Source organism: Dechloromonas sp. TW-R-39-2 (assembly GCF_016864195.1).
GTDB lineage: Bacteria > Pseudomonadota > Gammaproteobacteria > Burkholderiales > Rhodocyclaceae > Azonexus.
Genome location: NZ_CP045202.1, coordinates 1,615,029 through 1,631,999, shown reverse-complemented (window position 1 = coordinate 1,631,999; position 16,971 = coordinate 1,615,029). Strand labels below are relative to the sequence as shown.

General features: G+C 57.9%; 16 protein-coding genes. 12 read left to right on the top strand and 4 right to left on the bottom strand.

Annotated elements, in window-relative coordinates; all coding sequences use genetic code 11:
- Positions 1 to 13 precede the first annotated feature (13 nt).
- Positions 14 to 1,066, bottom strand: coding sequence for an HD-GYP domain-containing protein (locus tag GBK02_RS07735; RefSeq protein ID WP_203469152.1), 1,053 nt, complete (start codon positions 1,064 to 1,066; stop codon positions 14 to 16).
- A 54-nt stretch (positions 1,067 to 1,120) separates the two neighbouring features.
- On the opposite strand from GBK02_RS07735, the gene GBK02_RS07730 reads away from it, so the two are divergent.
- From GBK02_RS07730 to nosD, 5 genes are all read left to right on the top strand, one after another.
- Entirely contained in the window at positions 1,121 to 1,729 is a 609-nt protein-coding gene (locus tag GBK02_RS07730) for a septation protein A (RefSeq protein WP_203469151.1), read from the top strand.
- On the top strand, positions 1,729 to 2,031 hold the full coding sequence (locus GBK02_RS07725) for a YciI family protein (RefSeq protein ID WP_203469150.1): 303 nt from the start codon (positions 1,729 to 1,731) through the stop codon (positions 2,029 to 2,031). Before GBK02_RS07730 ends, GBK02_RS07725 begins: the two co-directional genes overlap by 1 nt.
- On the top strand, positions 2,028 to 2,294 hold the full coding sequence (locus tag GBK02_RS07720) for a BolA family transcriptional regulator (protein ID WP_203469149.1): 267 nt from the start codon (positions 2,028 to 2,030) through the stop codon (positions 2,292 to 2,294). Before GBK02_RS07725 ends, GBK02_RS07720 begins: the two co-directional genes overlap by 4 nt.
- 37 nt (positions 2,295 to 2,331) lie before the next feature.
- Positions 2,332 to 3,123: a peptidyl-prolyl cis-trans isomerase gene (locus GBK02_RS07715; protein WP_203469148.1), complete on the top strand. Its 792-nt coding sequence runs from the start codon at positions 2,332 to 2,334 to the stop codon at positions 3,121 to 3,123.
- A 200-nt stretch (positions 3,124 to 3,323) separates the two neighbouring features.
- Positions 3,324 to 4,484 carry a nitrous oxide reductase family maturation protein NosD gene (gene nosD / locus GBK02_RS07710; RefSeq protein ID WP_239003213.1) on the top strand — a complete coding sequence of 387 codons (1,161 nt, stop codon included), beginning with the start codon at positions 3,324 to 3,326 and terminating at the stop codon, positions 4,482 to 4,484.
- On the opposite strand, the gene GBK02_RS07705 is transcribed toward nosD, so the two are convergent.
- Positions 4,476 to 5,321 carry an HDOD domain-containing protein gene (locus tag GBK02_RS07705; protein ID WP_203469146.1) on the bottom strand — a complete coding sequence of 282 codons (846 nt, stop codon included), beginning with the start codon at positions 5,319 to 5,321 and terminating at the stop codon, positions 4,476 to 4,478. The two genes, nosD and GBK02_RS07705, sit on opposite strands and share 9 nt — an antisense overlap.
- A 65-nt stretch (positions 5,322 to 5,386) precedes the next feature.
- Positions 5,387 to 6,328 (bottom strand): CysB family HTH-type transcriptional regulator, encoded by a 942-nt coding sequence (locus tag GBK02_RS07700; RefSeq protein WP_203469145.1) that lies wholly within the window; start codon positions 6,326 to 6,328, stop codon positions 5,387 to 5,389.
- A gap of 81 nt (positions 6,329 to 6,409) precedes the next feature.
- Between GBK02_RS07700 and GBK02_RS07695 the strand changes: the two genes are divergently transcribed.
- The 6 genes from GBK02_RS07695 to GBK02_RS07670 all read left to right on the top strand — a co-directional run bounded on the left by GBK02_RS07695 (position 6,410) and on the right by GBK02_RS07670 (position 11,959).
- Positions 6,410 to 7,186 (top strand): sulfite exporter TauE/SafE family protein, encoded by a 777-nt coding sequence (locus GBK02_RS07695; protein ID WP_203469144.1) that lies wholly within the window; start codon positions 6,410 to 6,412, stop codon positions 7,184 to 7,186.
- A gap of 9 nt (positions 7,187 to 7,195) precedes the next feature.
- The gene (locus tag GBK02_RS07690) at positions 7,196 to 8,869 is read left to right on the top strand and encodes a nitrite/sulfite reductase (RefSeq protein WP_203469143.1); all 1,674 of its coding nucleotides are present in this window, start codon (positions 7,196 to 7,198) and stop codon (positions 8,867 to 8,869) included.
- Entirely contained in the window at positions 8,869 to 9,381 is a 513-nt protein-coding gene (locus tag GBK02_RS07685; protein WP_203469142.1) for a DUF934 domain-containing protein, read from the top strand. Before GBK02_RS07690 ends, GBK02_RS07685 begins: the two co-directional genes overlap by 1 nt.
- A gap of 9 nt (positions 9,382 to 9,390) precedes the next feature.
- Complete coding sequence (locus GBK02_RS07680; RefSeq protein WP_203469141.1) at positions 9,391 to 10,116, top strand: phosphoadenylyl-sulfate reductase; 726 nt, start codon at positions 9,391 to 9,393, stop codon at positions 10,114 to 10,116.
- 110 nt (positions 10,117 to 10,226) lie between these two features.
- A complete protein-coding gene (locus GBK02_RS07675; RefSeq protein ID WP_203469140.1) occupies positions 10,227 to 11,522 on the top strand; it encodes a porin in 1,296 nt (431 codons plus the stop codon).
- A 2-nt stretch (positions 11,523 to 11,524) separates the two neighbouring features.
- Positions 11,525 to 11,959, top strand: a complete 435-nt coding sequence (locus tag GBK02_RS07670) for a hypothetical protein (protein WP_203469139.1) — start codon at positions 11,525 to 11,527, stop codon at positions 11,957 to 11,959.
- On the opposite strand, the gene GBK02_RS07665 is transcribed toward GBK02_RS07670, so the two are convergent.
- Positions 11,935 to 14,199 carry a response regulator gene (locus GBK02_RS07665; protein ID WP_203469138.1) on the bottom strand — a complete coding sequence of 755 codons (2,265 nt, stop codon included), beginning with the start codon at positions 14,197 to 14,199 and terminating at the stop codon, positions 11,935 to 11,937. The genes GBK02_RS07670 and GBK02_RS07665 overlap by 25 nt on opposite strands.
- A gap of 271 nt (positions 14,200 to 14,470) precedes the next feature.
- On the opposite strand from GBK02_RS07665, the gene GBK02_RS07660 reads away from it, so the two are divergent.
- Complete coding sequence (locus GBK02_RS07660; protein WP_203469137.1) at positions 14,471 to 16,792, top strand: acetate/propionate family kinase; 2,322 nt, start codon at positions 14,471 to 14,473, stop codon at positions 16,790 to 16,792.
- Positions 16,793 to 16,971 lie beyond the last annotated feature (179 nt).

The window sequence follows — 16,971 nt, the reverse complement described above, 5'->3', positions numbered from 1 at the left end:
GCGCTCCCGGGGCCTAGATCATCGGGACTTCTTCATCCCTGAAGCGCTGCCGGATATCGAGAATCTGATCCTTGCAGGCCAGGAAGGCTTCGACACACATCGGGTCAAAGTGCAAACCTCGCCCATCTTCAAGAAACTTGCAGGCATCCTCAATCGGCCATGCTTTTTTGTAGGGCCGCTCGGAAGTCAGCGCATCGAACACATCGGCCACGGCAACGATACGGCCGAAAATGGGAATCTTGTTCCCCTGCAATCCGTGCGGGTAGCCCGTCCCATCGAATTTTTCATGGTGTGAAATGGCGACCTCGGCCCCGGCCCGCAGAATCTCGGAACCACTGTCCTTGAGCAATTCATAACCGAGACGGGCATGCCCCTTCATGACTTCGAACTCCTCCGGCGTCAGCTTGCCTGGCTTGAGCAGGATGTAATCGGGAATGCCGATCTTGCCGACATCATGCATCGGCGCGGCTTCGAGAATCAGTTTCTGGGCATTGGCATCGAGCCCGAGAGCCCGGGCGATGACCTGCGAATAGTGAGCCATGCGCTGGATGTGGGCGCCCGTTTCCGGATCACGGAACTCGGCTGCACGCGACATGCGGAAAATCAGCTCTTTTTCACGATCGCGAATTTCACGGGTTTGTTCGTCCACCAGCGACGCCAGATGCTCGGCACGGTCAGCCAGGAATTTCTGGCCACTGCGCAGCGAAAGCATGTTGCGGGCGCGGGCTGAAAACTCGATGCGGTCGATCGGCTTGGTCAGGAAATCGTTGGCACCGCCGAGCAAGGCTTCGTAGCGGATATCCCGCTGGTCATTCGCCGTGACCATCAAGACCGGGATTTCATTGCGCCCATGCAAGGCACGGAAGGCGTTGATGAATTTCAGGCCGTCCATATCCGGCATCATGTAATCGACAATCACCAGATCGGGAATGTTTTCCCGGCACCAGTCGAGCGCCTTGAGCGGATTTTCGAAAAGGATGGGATTGCATTCCCCCAGCTTGAGCACCAGCGCCTTGATCAGGGTCAGGTTGATATCGCTGTCGTCGATGATCAGGACGGTGTGCATGGACGTACTCGCTCGCGCAATGAGGTGAAGAAGCGCAGTATATAATGCTCCGCCATGAAACTGCTTTTCGACCTTTTCCCCGTCATCCTCTTCTTTGTCGCCTTCAAGTATTCGGAAAAAAATCCCGAACTTGCGGCCGGCTGGGTAGCCTCGCTGCTCGGCTCTGCTGCGGTCGACATCAAGCAGGCCCCCATTTTACTCGCCACGGTCGTCGTCATCGCGGCAACGGTCGCCCAGATTGCCTGGGTCTGGTTCAAGCACGGCAAAGTCGACAAGATGCTCTGGGTCAGCCTGGTGCTGGTCGGCGTGTTCGGCGGCATGACGCTGATTTTCCAGAATGAGAATTTCATCAAGTGGAAACCGACCATTCTTTACTGGGTATTCGCCGGCAGCATGGCGTTTTCCGCGCTGGTCCTGAAGAAAAATGCGATCAAGGCGATGCTCGGCGAGCAAATGAAATTGCCTGAAACCATCTGGGCCCGGGTCAATCTTTCGTGGGTCGCCTTTTTCACTTTCATGGGCTGCCTGAATCTCTTTGTGGCCTTCAATTTCACGACCGATACCTGGGTCAATTTCAAGCTCTTCGGCGGCATGGGCCTGCTGTTTGTATTCGTACTCGGCCAGGGCATGCTCCTATCCAAATACGTTGAGGAAGAAAAATAATGCTTTACGTCATCATCGGTGAAGATCGCCCCGGCTCGCTCGACCAGCGCATGGCTGCTCGCCCGGCACATCTCGAACGCCTGCATGCCCTGCAGGCCGAAGCCCGCCTGGTACTGGCCGGCCCCTGCCCGGCAATCGACTCGCCGGACCCGGGCCCGGCCGGTTTTTCCGGCAGCATCATCATTGCCGAATTCAGCTCGCTGGCTGCCGCACAAGGCTGGGCCGACGCCGACCCGTACATCGCCGCCGGCGTCTACGAAAAAGTCACCGTCAAGCCGTTCAAGAAAGCCCTGCCGGCGTGAGCAGCGAAACCGTCGTACACCTGCGGGAGCGGCTTGCCAGCCTGCAACCGCTGTCGATCGAGATCGAAGATGAATCGCATCGCCACGCCGGACACGCCGGTGCCAAAGATGGCGGACACTACCAAGTAACGATTGTTTCCAGTGCTTTTAGCGGGAAAAATACGGTTGCCCGGCATCGGCTGGTTTACGATGCGGCAGGTGACTTGATGCGCGGTCGTATTCATGCGCTCGGCATCCATGCTTTTGCACCGGGCGAAGTATAATTTTCCGGTTACCCCCTTCCACCCAAGGATCAACTACATGTTCAAGATTTCCCGTCTGGCTGCCCTGCTGATTGGTAGCGCCCTGATTTCCGCCCCGGCCTTTGCCGTTGAAAAGGGCAAACCGTTTGCCACGGTCAACGGCCAGCCGATTTCGCAAACCGTCTACGATGCTTTCTACGCCGAGCAAAAAACCCAGGGCGCCCCGGATGGTGCCGAGCTCCAGAATGCCGTCAAGGAAGAACTGGTCCGCCGCGAAGTCCTCGCCCAGGAAGCCAAGAAAAAGGGCCTCGACAAGAAGACCGACATCCAGGGTCAGATCGAACTGGCCAAGCAGGCCGTGCTGATCCGTACCTACCTGTCGGATTACGTCCGTGCCAACCCGATCACCGAAGCCCAGCTCAAGGCTGAATACGACGGCATCAAGGCCAACCTCGGCAATACCGAATACAAGGCCCGCCACGTTCTGGTCGAAAAGGAAGATGAAGCCAAGGCCATCATCGCCAAGCTCGACAAGGGTGAAAAATTCTCCGAACTGGCCAAGCAATCCAAGGACCCAGGTTCCAAGGACAAGGGCGGCGACCTCGGCTGGAGTTCACCGAACTCCTACGTCAAGCCGTTTGCCGACGCACTGTCCAAGCTGAAGAAGGGTGAGTACACCAAGGCCCCGGTTCATTCCGACTTCGGTTATCACGTCATCCAGCTCGAAGATTCCCGTCCGCTGACCCCGCCGCCGTACGACCAGGTCAAGCCGCAGCTTCAGCAACGCGCCAGCCAGCAGCAGGTTGAAAACCTGGTCAAGGAACTGCGCAACAAGGCCAAGGTTAACTAAAACCGGCCCCGCCCGATCAATGCCCACCCGAGCGGTGGGCATTTTTTTGCCCACTCTCCGGTACGGCACAAGACAAAACTAAAGCAAACTTGATCCATATCCATGCCAACTCACCACCCGAATCGCTATATTCGGTAACGATGAAATACCTTGGTTTTTTCCTGATAACACTCTGCTGCGCCTGCCTCAACAGCCAACTCATGGCCGCGCAGCCGCTCCAACCCTGGCTTGATACTGCGCTGCCCGGCGCAAGCATTCGCCTGCCTCCCGGCACCTACCAAGGGCCGGCAATCATCAACAAACCGCTGACCCTGGAAGGTAACGGCAAGGTCATTATCGAAGCCGGCGGTCGCGGAACGGTACTGAGCGTCAAAGCCGACCACGTCACATTACGTGGCCTGACCCTGCGCGGCAGCGGCGATTCACACGATGCGATCGATGGTGGCCTGATGGCCGAAGGCAATCACCTGCTGATCGAAGATAACCGGATCGAGGATGTCCTGTTCGGGATCACGCTCCACCGCAGCAACGATAGCGTTATACGCGGCAACCGGGTGCGTTCGCGGCCGGTCGATTCTGCCGAACGCGGCGATGGCATACGCCTCTGGTACAGCACCGGCAATCGCATCGAAAACAACGACATTGCGCAGATTCGCGACATTACGGTGAGCAATTCACCCCGCAACCGGTTTACCGGCAATGTCGTCAAGGACAGCCGGCGTGCCTTGAATTTCCTGTTTGCCAATCGAACACTGGTTGAAAACAATCATTTCGAAAACAACTCGACCGGAATCATTGCGCTCAACTCCGATGGCCTGATCATCCGCCGCAACCGGATCATTCACTCGATGGATGCCTCGGGTGCCGGCGTGGCGCTCAAGGAAACCTCCTCCGCCCTGATCGACAGCAATGAGATCGTGCACTGCGCCCACGGCATCATGGCCGATTCGCCAATGAACCCGATCAACCGGATCGTTTTCATCAATAACCTGATTGCCCACAACATTACCGGGATTTATTTCTACGGTGCCAAGGGGGGTCACATGGCGATCAACAACACGATTCGCAACAATCTCTGGCCGGTCAGCATCATCGGGGATGGCGATCCGATGAACGACACCTGGTGGGGCAACATCTGGGACGACTACGAAGGATTTGATCTCAACGGCGACGGTTTCGGCGACAAGCCGCACGAACTGTACGCGTACGCCGACCGAATCTGGATGGACACGCCCGCCGCCAAGTTCTTCAGAAATTCGCCCGTTCTCGAATTACTCGACTTCCTGGAACGCCTGGCCCCGTTCTCGGCACCTTCGCTGATCCTGCGCGATACGGCGCCACGCATGAAAGCCTTACGCTAGCCACTCCAGCATGTCTTCGATCAGATCGTCGACCGCCCCCAGCGACAGCTGAAAATACTGGCAGGCAGCAGAAGCAGCCTTGGCCCATTCATGTTCGCCATCACCCTGGTTGTGCAGACGGATGATGTGCTCGGCCAGGACGCAGATGGCGATCAGTCCGCGCGCGTCATCGGAAACACGCCCGGGATTGGCAAGGACGCTGTAATCGTGGTGATGAAGAATGCCTTCCGCAACGAAATCCGGCAGATGCCAGCGACGGGCCAGGAAATAGCCGACAACCGCGTGATTGGTGCCCAGCGCCCTGTCTTCGACTTCGGTAAATTTCAATTCTTCTGTTGCATTGGCTTCAGCCAATACTTCGCGACACTGTGGAAAGCGTTTCATGATCAGCGGAATCCCGCAATCGTGAAACAGGCCGAAGGTGTAGGCCACATCCGGCCGGACACAGCGCAGCCGACGAGCCAGCTCGGCAGAAAGATTGGCCGTCTGGGCCGATGATTCCCAAAAACGATCCATCGAAATTCCCGAGGAATCCGACAACGCGGCCTTCATCAGTTGCGACACCAGCAGATTGAATATCTGCTGGGTTCCCAGGACGTTCAGTGCCTGGAGAATCGACGTCAGCTTATGCCCGCCCGAAAATGCCGGCGAATTGGCAATCCGCATCAATTGGCCGGAAAGCGCCACATCCTTGCTGACCAGGCGAACGATATCCCGCTGGTCAGGCGCATCCTTCTTCAATTCGGCATCCAGTGCAATCAGGACTGCCGGGCAAGGCGGAATATCGACACCCTGCAATAAAAGTTGCAACTGCTTTTCTTCGGAAACGGCGTTCATCGGGAAGCTCCTGAGCGGACGTTGAAGCTTACGCTGCGCCAGAACCCCTGAAAATCAGACAAAAGTCATAACTGATACTCATCGCCGCCGCCCTGCATCGCCATCTCGACCACTCGCTTCGACAGATGCGGCGCAAACAAGCCAATAAAATCATAATCGTAGCGTCGCAGATAGGTCCCGCGCCGCAAGGCCAGCCGGGTCGTGTTGGATTCGAACAAATGTGCAGCGTCGACCGCGACAAGGCCGCTGTCTCGTTGCGCATCGAATGCCAGCGCAGAAATGATGCCCAAGCCAAGCCCGAGGCTGACGTAGGTCTTGATCACATCGGCATCCAGCGCCGTGAGGGCGATGTTCGGCTGGGCAGAGATCCGCTCGAAAGCGCGATTGATCCGCGAACGTCCGGTAAATGCCGTGTCATAGGTAATCAACGGCCAGCGCACCAGTTCGTTGAGCGACAGCGGCACAGTCTTCAAAATGGGATGCGCCTCCGGGGCGATCACGCAATGGCTCCACTGCCGGACCGGCAATGTCACCAGTTGCGGGTACTGATCAAGCGACTCGGTTGCGATCCCGATATCGGCTTCACCGGCCGCCACCCATTCGGCGATCTGGGTTGGGCTGCCTTGGTGCATTTCCAGCTTGACGGTTGGATGCTGGGCGACAAAATCGCGCACCACCACCGGCAAGGCGTAACGCGCCTGGGTGTGGGTTGCCGCCAGAATCAGTCGCCCGCTGTCACCGGTGGCAAATTCGGCACTGGCCCGCTTGAGATTTTCCGCCTCGCGCAAAATGCGTTCGGCAATCCCGAGCACCACCTTGCCGGGTTCGGTCACACCGGTAAAACGCTTGCCACTGCGTTCGAAGATGGAAATACCCAGCTCATCTTCAAGCAATTTGACCTGCTTCGAGATGCCTGGCTGCGAGGTGTACAGAGACTCGGCAGCCTCTGAAACATTGAGGCCTTGACGCTGGATTTCAACGATGTAGCGAAGCTGCTGGAGTTTCATGGATAGACTAATAACTAAAATTTATAACAATCTAACTCAATATTCTTTTTGTTTCAAATCGCCCCCTGTACGATGCGCGCCATGGATATTCTTTACACTCTTTCCGGCTTTGCAGTCGGCGCGATTGTCGGCCTCACCGGTGTCGGCGGAGGCTCGCTGATGACGCCGCTGCTCGTGCTGGTTTTTGGCGTTCACCCGGCTACGGCAGTAGGTACCGACCTGCTTTATGCCGCCATGACCAAGGCCGGTGGCACCGTGGCACACGGTCGCAAGGGACATATCGACTGGACGATTACCGGCCGCCTGGCACTCGGCAGCATTCCGGCAGCGGCCATCACGCTGTGGATTCTTTCGCAACTGCCCAAAGGCAGCAACACGATCGGGGCAATCATTGCCAACGGCCTGGGTTTCGCGCTGTTGCTCACGGCCGTTGCCATCCTGTTTGGCCGCAAATTGCGCGATTACGCCGCGCAGCATGATGACTCACCGCTGCGCCAGTGCTGCCTTGGCAAGATCACGGTGGCCGTCGGTGCCATTCTCGGCGTGCTGGTGACCATTTCTTCGGTGGGTGCCGGCGCGCTGGGCGTGGCTGCCCTTTTCTTTCTTTACCCCAAACTTTCTCCGGTCAAGATTGTCGGATCGGATGTTGCCCATGCCGTGCCACTGACCCTGGTTGCCGGCCTCGGCCACTGGATGCTCGGCGGTGTCGATTGGGCACTGCTCGGCAGCCTGCTGCTTGGTTCATTGCCCGGAATCTGGCTTGGCACGCAAGTTTCTGCCAAGGTCCCGGAACACATTCTTCGCCGGATTCTGGCCTCCATGCTTGTCCTCATCGGCAGCAAGCTGGTCTTTGCTTAAGGAAATACCATGTACAAATACGATGCCATCGATCGCCAGCTCGTCAATGAGCGCGTGGCCCAGTTCCGTGATCAGGTTCGTCGCTGGAAAGCCGGCGAACTGGCCGACGACGAATTCCGTCCGCTGCGCCTGCAAAATGGCCTTTACATCCAGCGCCATGCGCCGATGTTCCGGGTTGCCGTGCCCTACGGCATGCTCAATTCTGCCCAGATGCGTACGCTGGCCAGCGTGGCCCGCAAATATGACCGTGGCTACGGCCATTTCACGACGCGCCACAATCTGCAGCTGAACTGGCCGAAGATCGAGGATGTGCCGGAAATCATGGCCGAGCTGGCCGAAGTCGAGATGCATGCCATCCAGACCTCCGGCAACTGCCTGCGCAACATCACCACCGACCCGTTTGCCGGCGTTGCCGCCGATGAAGTGATCGACCCGCGCCCGCTGGCTGAAATTCTCCGCGAATGGACCACCTTCCATCCGGAATTCGCCTTCCTGCCACGCAAGTTCAAGATCGCCATTTCCGGCACGCAGGAAGACCGCGCCGTCACCTGGTTCCACGATATCGGCCTGCACCTCAAGCAGCAGGATGGTCAGGTTGGCTTCAGCGTCATCGTCGGCGGCGGCCTTGGCCGGACACCGATCCGCGGCCAGATCGTTCGTGATTTTCTGCCCTGGCAGGACATTCTTTCCTACTGCGAAGCCATCCTGCGCGTGTATAACCGCTACGGCCGCCGCGACAATGCCTACAAGGCGCGCATCAAGATTCTCGTGCAAGCCCTGGGCATCGACGCTTTCCGCGAACAGGTCGAAGCTGAATGGGTGCATGGCAAGGGCGGCCCGATGACGATTCCGCAAGCCGAATACGATCGTGTGGCAGCGCATTTCACCGCGCCGGCATACGCCTCGTGTCCCGACTGCACCCTGCCGGATGAAAAAGCCTTCCTTCGTTGGGTAGACCGCAACACGCATGCGCACAAGGTCAACGGCTACAGCGCGGTGATCCTGTCGCTCAAGCAGCATGGCATCGCTCCGGGCGACATCACTTCCGAACAAATGGAAATCGTCGCCGACCTGGCCGACCAGTACAGCTTCGGTGAACTGCGCATCAGCCACGAACAGAATGTCATCCTGGCCGATGTCAGGAAATCCGACCTCTACGAAGTCTGGCAAAAAGCCAAGGCTGCCGGCCTGGCAACACCGAACATCGGCTTGCTGACCGGCATGATCTGCTGCCCAGGCGGCGATTTCTGCGACCTGGCCAACGCCAAGTCGATCCCTATCGCCAACGCCATCCAGGCTCGTTTCGACGATCTCGACTATCTGTTCGACATCGGTGAGATCGACCTCAATATCTCAGGCTGCATGAATGCCTGCGGTCACCACCACGTTGGTCACATCGGCGTGCTCGGCGTCGACAAGAATGACTCCGAGTTCTACCAGGTGACCCTCGGCGGCCGCCAAGGCAACGATGCCAAGCTGGGCAAGGTGATCGGCCCGTCTTTCGCCGCTGATGAAATGCCGGATGTTGTCGAGAAAATCATCCAGGTTTACCTTGAGAACCGCCACGAAGATGAGCGTTTCCTCGATACCTTTGATCGCATCGGCATCGACCCGTTCAAGAACCGCGTTTACGAAGGCCGCGCGCATGGCAAGGCCAAGGCTGCACAAAAGGAGACCGCATAATGGCCCAACTGATCAAGGATTCGGCACAAGTCACGGTCGACACCTGGACAACACTCGAATTGGCCGAAGGTGAAACACCGGAAACCGTTGCCCTGCCTGCCGGCGAAATCATTTTCCCGTTCGCCGTATGGCAGGCGCGCCAGGCCGAGATCATCGCGACCCATAAGCGCATCGGCCTGTTGATCCAGCCCGACGAACGCATCGAAGACGTCAGCGAAGCGTTGAGTCATTTCGCGCTGATTGCCGTCAACTTCCCGAAATTTGTCGATGGTCGCGGCTATTCGACAGCCAGCCTGCTGCGCCAGCGCTACAACTACCAAGGTGAATTGCGCGCCGTCGGCGATGTCTTGCATGACCAACTGTTCTTCATGAAGCGCGTCGGTTTCGACAGCTACGCGCTGAAGGACGGCAAGAATGCAATCTACGCACTGGAAGCCGCATTCACCCCGTTCAGCGACGCTTACCAAGGCTCGACCAACCAGCCGCAACCTTTTTTCCGCCGTCGTCACTGAGAGCCCGCCATGACGCCCAGCCTGCTCAACATCACCCCGGAACTGACCGCCAGCGTCGCGGCCAAGACGACTGCAGCACAGTCGCTACTGGCCGACATCGCCGGTAACTGGTCGCCGGCCACCTTCGCCAACAGCCTCGGGGCTGAAGACATGGTGCTGACCGATCTGATTGCAAAATCCGGCCTGCCGATTGAAATCTTCAGTCTCGACACCGGTCGTCTGCCGCTCGAAACCTATGACCTGATGGCTGCGGTCGACCAGCATTACGGGCTGAAATTGAAGATTTATTTCCCGCAAAGCAGCGCCGTCGAGACATATGTCCGGACCAACGGCATCAATGCCTTCTACCAGTCGATCGAACTGCGCAAAGCCTGCTGTTTTGCCCGCAAGGTAGAACCGTTACAACGCGCCCTGGCCGGCAAGAAAGCCTGGATCACCGGCCTGCGCGCCCAGCAGGCCGCCACCCGCGTCGGTCTGCCAAGCCGTGAATACGACGAAGGCAACAAGCTGGAAAAATTCAATCCGCTGGCCGACTGGACCGAAAAGGAAGTCTGGACCTATATCAAACAGAATGCCGTGCCGTACAACGCGCTGCACGACAAGTTCTACCCAAGCATCGGCTGCGCCCCATGCACCCGCGCCATCAGCCTTGGCGAGGATGTACGCTCCGGCCGCTGGTGGTGGGAATCGCCTGAACTGAAGGAATGCGGCCTGCACATCAAGGCGGCAAGCTGACCTGAAAAAGGCCGGGCCGCATTCTTGGCTCGGCCGCCTGGCCGCAAAACTTTATGCAAGGCGTGTATCGGTGCTACGATACCGTACGCATAGACCAGACGAGACACACCGTGCCAGGGAAGACAAGCCGGACAAGCGCCGCACAGACAGGGCAAAAATGGCTCAGCCGCGCATTGTGCGCCAGCTTTGCGCTGACGACGCTTCAGTTCATTTCTCCGGCCCACGCGGCAGCCGAGCCCGGCACGATACAAGACCGATTCGAGTTCAGCGGTTTCGGAACGCTCGGCATCGCGCGCAGCGACACCGACGACGCCCGCTTCGTCCGCGACCAGACCCAACCCAGGGGCATCGGTAAATCACCCAACGCCAAGCTGGATTCCTTGCTCGGTCTACAAGCCTACTTCCGGGCCACCGACTCGCTCGAACTGGTCGCCCAGGCGATCAGTCGTTACGGTGCGCAGGATGATTTCCGCCCCGAATTGTCGTGGGCCTTTGCCAAATACAGCATCACCCCGAACCTCACGCTACGTGGCGGGCGAATGGGAACCGAGTTCTACATGCTGGCCGACTCCCGGCACGTCGGCTACTCCTACCTGACAGTACGCCCCCAGGTCGACTTCTTTGGGGCGCTGGCCTTTCATCACGTTGACGGCGCTGATTTGACCGGCACCGTTGCACTGGGCGACGGGATCGTCAAAGGCAAGGTTTTTGCCGGCCGGGCCAACGAAGTCACACCGATCGGCAGTGAACTCTTCAGCCTGCGCGGCAATCCAATGGCAGGCGGCTACCTCGATTACCAGCAAGGCAATTGGCAATGGCGAGCCACTTTTGCCCAGATGACCTTCAAGCATGATCTACCTCGCCCAGTCGCCGATCTGCGTGCCGCCCTGCTGGCAACGGGTATTGCCAGCGCAGCCAGTGCCGCAGAACAAATTGCGCTGGAAGACACCCGCTCACGCTTTTACTCGGTAGGAGGCGTCTACGATCGCGGCCCGCTCCAGGTCCAGGCGATGCTCAGCCGGATTCGCCATGAAAGCGCCAGTTATCAGGATTCGCAGTCAGGCTATGTACTGGCTGGTTATCGACTCGGCCAGGTCACGCCGTTCGGCGGCTATTCCTGGACGCGCTCGAAAGCGAAGGAAGTCAGCTCGGGCCTGCCCAACTTTGTCCCCGCCTTTGCCCAGATCAATGATGGACTGGCAGGTTCGCTGGCCCGCGTTCATACCGACCAGAAAACCTACACGCTGGGCGCCCGCTGGGATTTCCGCCAGAACATGGCCCTGAAAGGCCAGCTCGACATGATTCGCGGCAAACCGGATTCGATTTTCCTCTACCCGACAAGCAATCCCGGAGCATTTGATGGAAAACTGAATATTCTCAGCCTTGCCCTCGATTTTGTCTTCTGACCATGGGCTACCTGCCGCGACTTCTCCTGCTGCTGCACATCGCCCTTGCTTCCGGCGGGGCTCAGGCTGATCTCGTCGTCGTCACCAGCCAGAAAAGCGGCATTGAGCATTTGAGCCGCCAGGAAGTGGTCAATCTGTACATGGGACGTTTGCGCACCAATACGGCAGGCAATGCAGCTACGCCACTCGATCTTGCGGTCGACACCCCGGAACGGGTCGAATTCTATCGCTTGCTGGTTAACAAGGAATCTGCGGATATCAAGGCATACTGGTCGCGACTGGTTTTCTCGGGCGGCGCCCGCCCGCCTCAATCGGCAGAGAACATTGACGAACTGATCCGGATGATCAGCCAGACCCCCGGCCTGGTAGGCTACTTGCCACGCAAACAGCTGGATAACCGGCTCAAGGTCATCTACGAGTTTTCAGTTTCGCCCTGAGCCCCTTGCAGTTCGGCAGAGAAAGCCATCAGTTCTACCTCGGCGCGCTGCCAGCCAGCTTCGATTTCCCGCACGAGTTCACCAAGCAGCGGAACATCGCCGCACTTTGCCGCACTTTCAAGCCGATCCAGCAATTCCCCCAGATTGGCAGCGCCCATGCTCTTCGAAGAAGACTTCAGCCGGTGCGCCGTGCGGGCGAGCTGTTCAATATCCCCGGCTAACAGCGCTGGGCCGAGTTCCGCTACGCCGGATGCCGTCGACCCGAGGAAATTTTGCACGAAGCGCAATATCTTCACCGTATCGTTTTTAACCAGTTTGCGGATCACCGCCGTATCGACCTCGGCAATATTACTGACCACGGATCGCGGCAACATCGCCGATTCCGTGGCCGCAAGCGGCGCATCGGCCACTGGTTTGACCCATTTCATCACAATCCTGAAAAACTGGACGGGATCAACCGGCTTGCTGATGAAATCATTCATCCCGGCAGCAAAACATTCATCGCGATCCTCGGTTCGTGCATTGGCCGTCATCGCAATGATCGGCAGATCGGCGAACAAAGGGTTTTGACGGATACGATGAGTCGCCTCGATGCCGTCGAGTTCCGGCATGCGAACATCCATCAGTACACAATCGAAATGCATTCGTTCCAACAACGCCAGGGCCTGCAAACCATTGCTGGCCGCCGAAACCTTAACACCGTATTCCTCAAGCAATTCAATCGCAATTTGCTGGTTGATCAAATTATCTTCGGCCAGCAGGATGTGCATACCGGAAAGATGAATCTCGTTCCCGCCCAGCCATGATGAGTCTGCCGCTTCATGCGCTACAGCGTCATCCGGTGCGATCCCCAGACGCAGGGTCGCCCAGAAAGTACTGCCGCAACCGGGCGCACTTTCAACACCAACCTCGCCGCCCATCAGATCGGCCAACTCCCGACAAATGGCCAGCCCCAAGCCTGTCCCGCCGAATTTTCGCGTTGTCGAGATATCGGCCTGTTCGAACGACGCGAAAAGGCGTTTCATCTGCTCACCAGACAGGCCGATCCCGGTATCGCTGACAGTAAAGCGGAGGCAGCAAACCTTCTCGTCCTTGCTGACCAGAGTGGCCGACAGCCTGATCGTCCCCTTGTCGGTGAATTTGATGGCATTGTTCAGATAGTTGATCAGTATCTGACCAACCCTGAGTTCATCGCCATTCAGGCAAACCGGAATGTTACGGTCGACATCGACTTCAAGCTGCAATCCCTTTTCATCGGCCCGCAATGAAGCAACGCCCTCAAGACGCCGGATCATGTTCGGCAGGCTGAAAGGCACATTTTCGAGCGTCAATTTACCCGCTTCGATCTTGGCAACATCGAGCACATCATTGACCAGATCAAGCAAGTGGCTGCCGGAAACCCTGATCTTTTCGAGGTAATCCCGCTGTTTCGCGGTCAACCCGGTTTTCAGTGCCAAATGAGCCATACCCACCACGGCATTGATCGGCGTACGAATTTCATGGCTCATGTTGGCCAGAAAATCGCCTTTCGCCCGGTTGGCCCGCTCGGCCTGCTGGCGAGCCAGCGCCAAATGCGCCGTCAAATCATTGACATCCCCGACCAGACGACCTATCTCGGTTGTTTCGTGGCCTTCGGGCACACTCAGGACGCCGCCATCTTCCTCCTTGCTCATCCGGTGCAAATGATCCGACATGTGTTTCATGGGAAAGACGATCCAGCGCAATGCGGCATAAATGGCCGCCACCGTAATGGCAATCAGCTGGAGCAACAGGACGGAACCGGTATAGAGCAACTCTTCATTGTTCAGGCGTTTCAGTTCGCTGAGATTCGGCTCGATCAACATCTCGCCAACAGCCAGATCCGGGTCGAATGGCGAGAATATTTTCCGGCTGATGCCTGTATTGCGTACTTTATCGGCATCGAGCAGCGCCGGACCACGGGAAAGATTGGTTAGTTCGCCAGCGGAGGAAAGGATGACCACGCCCTGAACAATCGTGTTTTTCAGCAAACCCTGGGCAATATCCTTGGCCAGTCCATGGTCCTCAACGAAACAGGCGGCGCTGGTTGTACTGGCAACCGTGTCGATCAGCCCCTGCAGACGCTGGGCAACTTCTCCGCGCGTCCGTTCAAAAGCCAAGTAGCCGACCAGGGCCATCAGCAGCACACCGGCAAGAAGTGCAAAACCGATCACGGCCTTGGCGGCCTGGAAAGCAATGCCTCGTTTGACTGGAGCGATCATCTAACCTCTCGTGCCTTGTCTCTCTGCCACGGGTTAAAGAATCAAAGCAGCGTTGACCGTGGCATTCATACTTCATTTGTCATTCTGGCACGATTTCCGATTCGTGCCTGTCATTTATCAAAGGCATCTCCGGAAGAGCATTTGCTGCCTCAACAGCGCGCCAACAAACCTCCATTATTGTCACAAAAACTTTACCGGGCAGCACTTTGCTGCATTGCAGCAAAGTGGTAGTCTCTCACCTTATAAAAACCCGTATCAAGCGAGTAACAGCATGAGTGAAATTGACCTCAAACGATTTTTTCTTGAACAAGTTCGCCTGTTCGAAAACTTCCCGGCCGACAAGGTCGAGGAAATCGTCATCAAGTCCCGCCTGGCGACTTACGAAGGCAACGAAGCAATCCTCGAAACCGGTGACGAAGGGCGTTTCATCGGCGTCATGATCAGCGGCCACGCCGAAATCTCGATGACCGACAACACCGGCACACGCGCCGTCATCAGCCAGCTTGAAACCGGCGATGTCTTCGGCGTGATGTCGCTGCTCACCGGCGACCGTATCGTTGCCGACGTGATCGCCGGAAACCGCTGCTTCGTGCTGATGATTCCGCAAGAAGTTTTCAACGCCTACATCCTGACCAACCCCAAGGCCGTCGGCTACCTCTCACGCCTGCTGGCCGACCGGACGCGCGCCATGTCGGTTGATCTGGTCACCGCCCAGGCCCGTGCCGTCACCAAGTCAGCCGACCCCTACTCGCTGTCGCTGCACACCAATACGCCGGGCAAGGTTGTTGTGCTCAACGTCGGCATCAGCCAGATTCACTTCGGTATTTACGATACGCACGAAAGCGGTGCCGATGTGCACGGCATCATCGATAACGCCGACAAGCAGATGGCCCACGTGACGGTCATGGTCGGCACGCAGGTCAAGACGGCAGAACATACGCCGTTCAAACTGTCCGACCTGTTCAAGGTGATGCAGGAAACCACCGCCTTGCTCGGCAGCGCCTTCACCTTCCACCCGGAAGACGTGACGGCCATCGGCCACCGCGTCGTCCATGGCGGCAACAAATTCTCCAGCTCGGTCGTCGTGACGCCGGCAGTGATCAGCGACATCGAGGAACTGGCGATCTTCGCTCCGCTGCACAATCCGGTGAACGTGGCCGGCATCCGCGTCGCGCTCAAGCAATTCCCGACCATTCCGCACGTCGCCGTATTCGACACGGCTTTCCACCAGACGCTGCCGCCGTATGCCTATCTTTACGGTCTACCGTACGATTTGTACAAAAAAGACGGCATCCGTCGCTACGGTTTCCACGGCACCTCGCACCGCTATGTTTCGCTCAAGGCAGCTGAAGTCGTCAAGCGTCCGCTCGGCGAACTGGAAATCATCTCCTGCCACCTTGGCATCGGCGCTTCGCTGTGCGCCATCGACCACGGCCGCTCGGTCGACACCACGATGGGCATGACCCCGACCGATGGCCTGATCATGCCGAGCCGTTCCGGCAGCATCGATCCGGCGGTGATGATTCACCTGATGGAACATCACAAGATCCCGGCCGATCAGCTGTCCAGCATGATCAATACCGAAAGCGGCCTGAAGGGTATTTCCGGCATTTCGAGCGACATCCACGAAATCGAGGCGGCGGCGCATGAAGGCCACCACCGCGCCCTGCTCGCTCACAAAGCCTTCTGCTACCAAGTGCGCAAGAATATCGGCGGCTATGTCGCTGCAATGGGCGGCATCGATGTCCTTGCCTTCACCGGTGACATCGGCGAAAGCAGCGCCACCGTGCGCAGCCTGGCTTGCCAGGGCCTGAACTACATGGGCATCAAGCTCGACGAGGAAAAGAACCGCAATCTCGGCAAAATCAACGGCCACGCCGTCATTTCAGCCGACGATTCACCGGTCACCATTCTCGTCGTGGCCAATGACGACGAGCGCCTGGTAGCTTGGGAAACCTTGCGTGCCATCGAACGCAACCAGTTGCTGCTCGAAGCCAAGGCCGAACACGACCTGCCGATTCCGGTCGAGATTTCTGCTCACCACGTCCATCTGTCGCAAGCCGATGTCGAAAAGCTGTTCGGCCCCGGCCACCAGCTGACCCCCAAGCACGAGCTGTCGCAGCCGGGCCAGTATGCCTGCGCCGAACAGGTGCATCTGGTTGGCCCGAAGGGGCGCATCGCCAATGTCCGCGTTCTCGGCCCGACCCGCAAGGAAACCCAGGTCGAGATCGCCATGACCGAGCAGTTCAAGGTCGGCATCCAGCCGCCGATCCGTCAGTCGGGCGACCTGGTCAACACGCCGGGCATCACGCTGGAAGGCCCGTACGGCAGCAGCACGATCGAACGTGGCGTCATTTGTGCCCAGCGCCACATCCATATGTCGCCGGAAGATGCCATGCGCTTCCGCGTGCGTGACAACTACGTCGTCCGCGTTCGCGTCGAAGGCGAGCGCGAGCTGATCTTCGGCGACGTCGTGGTTCGTGTAAACCCGGCTTTCCGCCTGGCGATGCACATCGATACCGACGAAGGCAATGCCGCCAACATCCGTACCGGCATGCTCGGCTACATCGAGGAAATCCAGAGTCGTCACTGATCGATTCGAAGATTCCTGAAGCAAAAATCAAATGACCGGCCAAGGCCGGTCATTTTTTTTGGCGCACCGGACTGCATTCAGGCTATGCCAAAAGCAGTAGAATCCATCTGTGCAGCTAAATCAGAAAAACATGAAACAGGGTAGAACAGCGTGAGCAGTAGCGGACGAACCCCCGCGCG

Coding starts and splice junctions, on each gene's coding strand:
- GBK02_RS07705 (WP_203469146.1), bottom strand. CDS start 5,321: ATGAACGCCGTTTCCGAAGAAAAGCAGTTGCAACTTTTATTGCAGGGT.
- GBK02_RS07700 (WP_203469145.1), bottom strand. CDS start 6,328: ATGAAACTCCAGCAGCTTCGCTACATCGTTGAAATCCAGCGTCAAGGC.
- GBK02_RS07665 (WP_203469138.1), bottom strand. CDS start 14,199: ATGATCGCTCCAGTCAAACGAGGCATTGCTTTCCAGGCCGCCAAGGCC.
- GBK02_RS07685 (WP_203469142.1), top strand. CDS start 8,869: ATGGCCCAACTGATCAAGGATTCGGCACAAGTCACGGTCGACACCTGG.
- GBK02_RS07660 (WP_203469137.1), top strand. CDS start 14,471: ATGAGTGAAATTGACCTCAAACGATTTTTTCTTGAACAAGTTCGCCTG.
- GBK02_RS07680 (WP_203469141.1), top strand. CDS start 9,391: ATGACGCCCAGCCTGCTCAACATCACCCCGGAACTGACCGCCAGCGTC.
- GBK02_RS07690 (WP_203469143.1), top strand. CDS start 7,196: ATGTACAAATACGATGCCATCGATCGCCAGCTCGTCAATGAGCGCGTG.
- GBK02_RS07695 (WP_203469144.1), top strand. CDS start 6,410: ATGGATATTCTTTACACTCTTTCCGGCTTTGCAGTCGGCGCGATTGTC.
- GBK02_RS07730 (WP_203469151.1), top strand. CDS start 1,121: ATGAAACTGCTTTTCGACCTTTTCCCCGTCATCCTCTTCTTTGTCGCC.
- GBK02_RS07715 (WP_203469148.1), top strand. CDS start 2,332: ATGTTCAAGATTTCCCGTCTGGCTGCCCTGCTGATTGGTAGCGCCCTG.
- GBK02_RS07670 (WP_203469139.1), top strand. CDS start 11,525: ATGGGCTACCTGCCGCGACTTCTCCTGCTGCTGCACATCGCCCTTGCT.
- GBK02_RS07725 (WP_203469150.1), top strand. CDS start 1,729: ATGCTTTACGTCATCATCGGTGAAGATCGCCCCGGCTCGCTCGACCAG.
- GBK02_RS07735 (WP_203469152.1), bottom strand. CDS start 1,066: ATGCACACCGTCCTGATCATCGACGACAGCGATATCAACCTGACCCTG.
- nosD (WP_239003213.1), top strand. CDS start 3,324: ATGGCCGCGCAGCCGCTCCAACCCTGGCTTGATACTGCGCTGCCCGGC.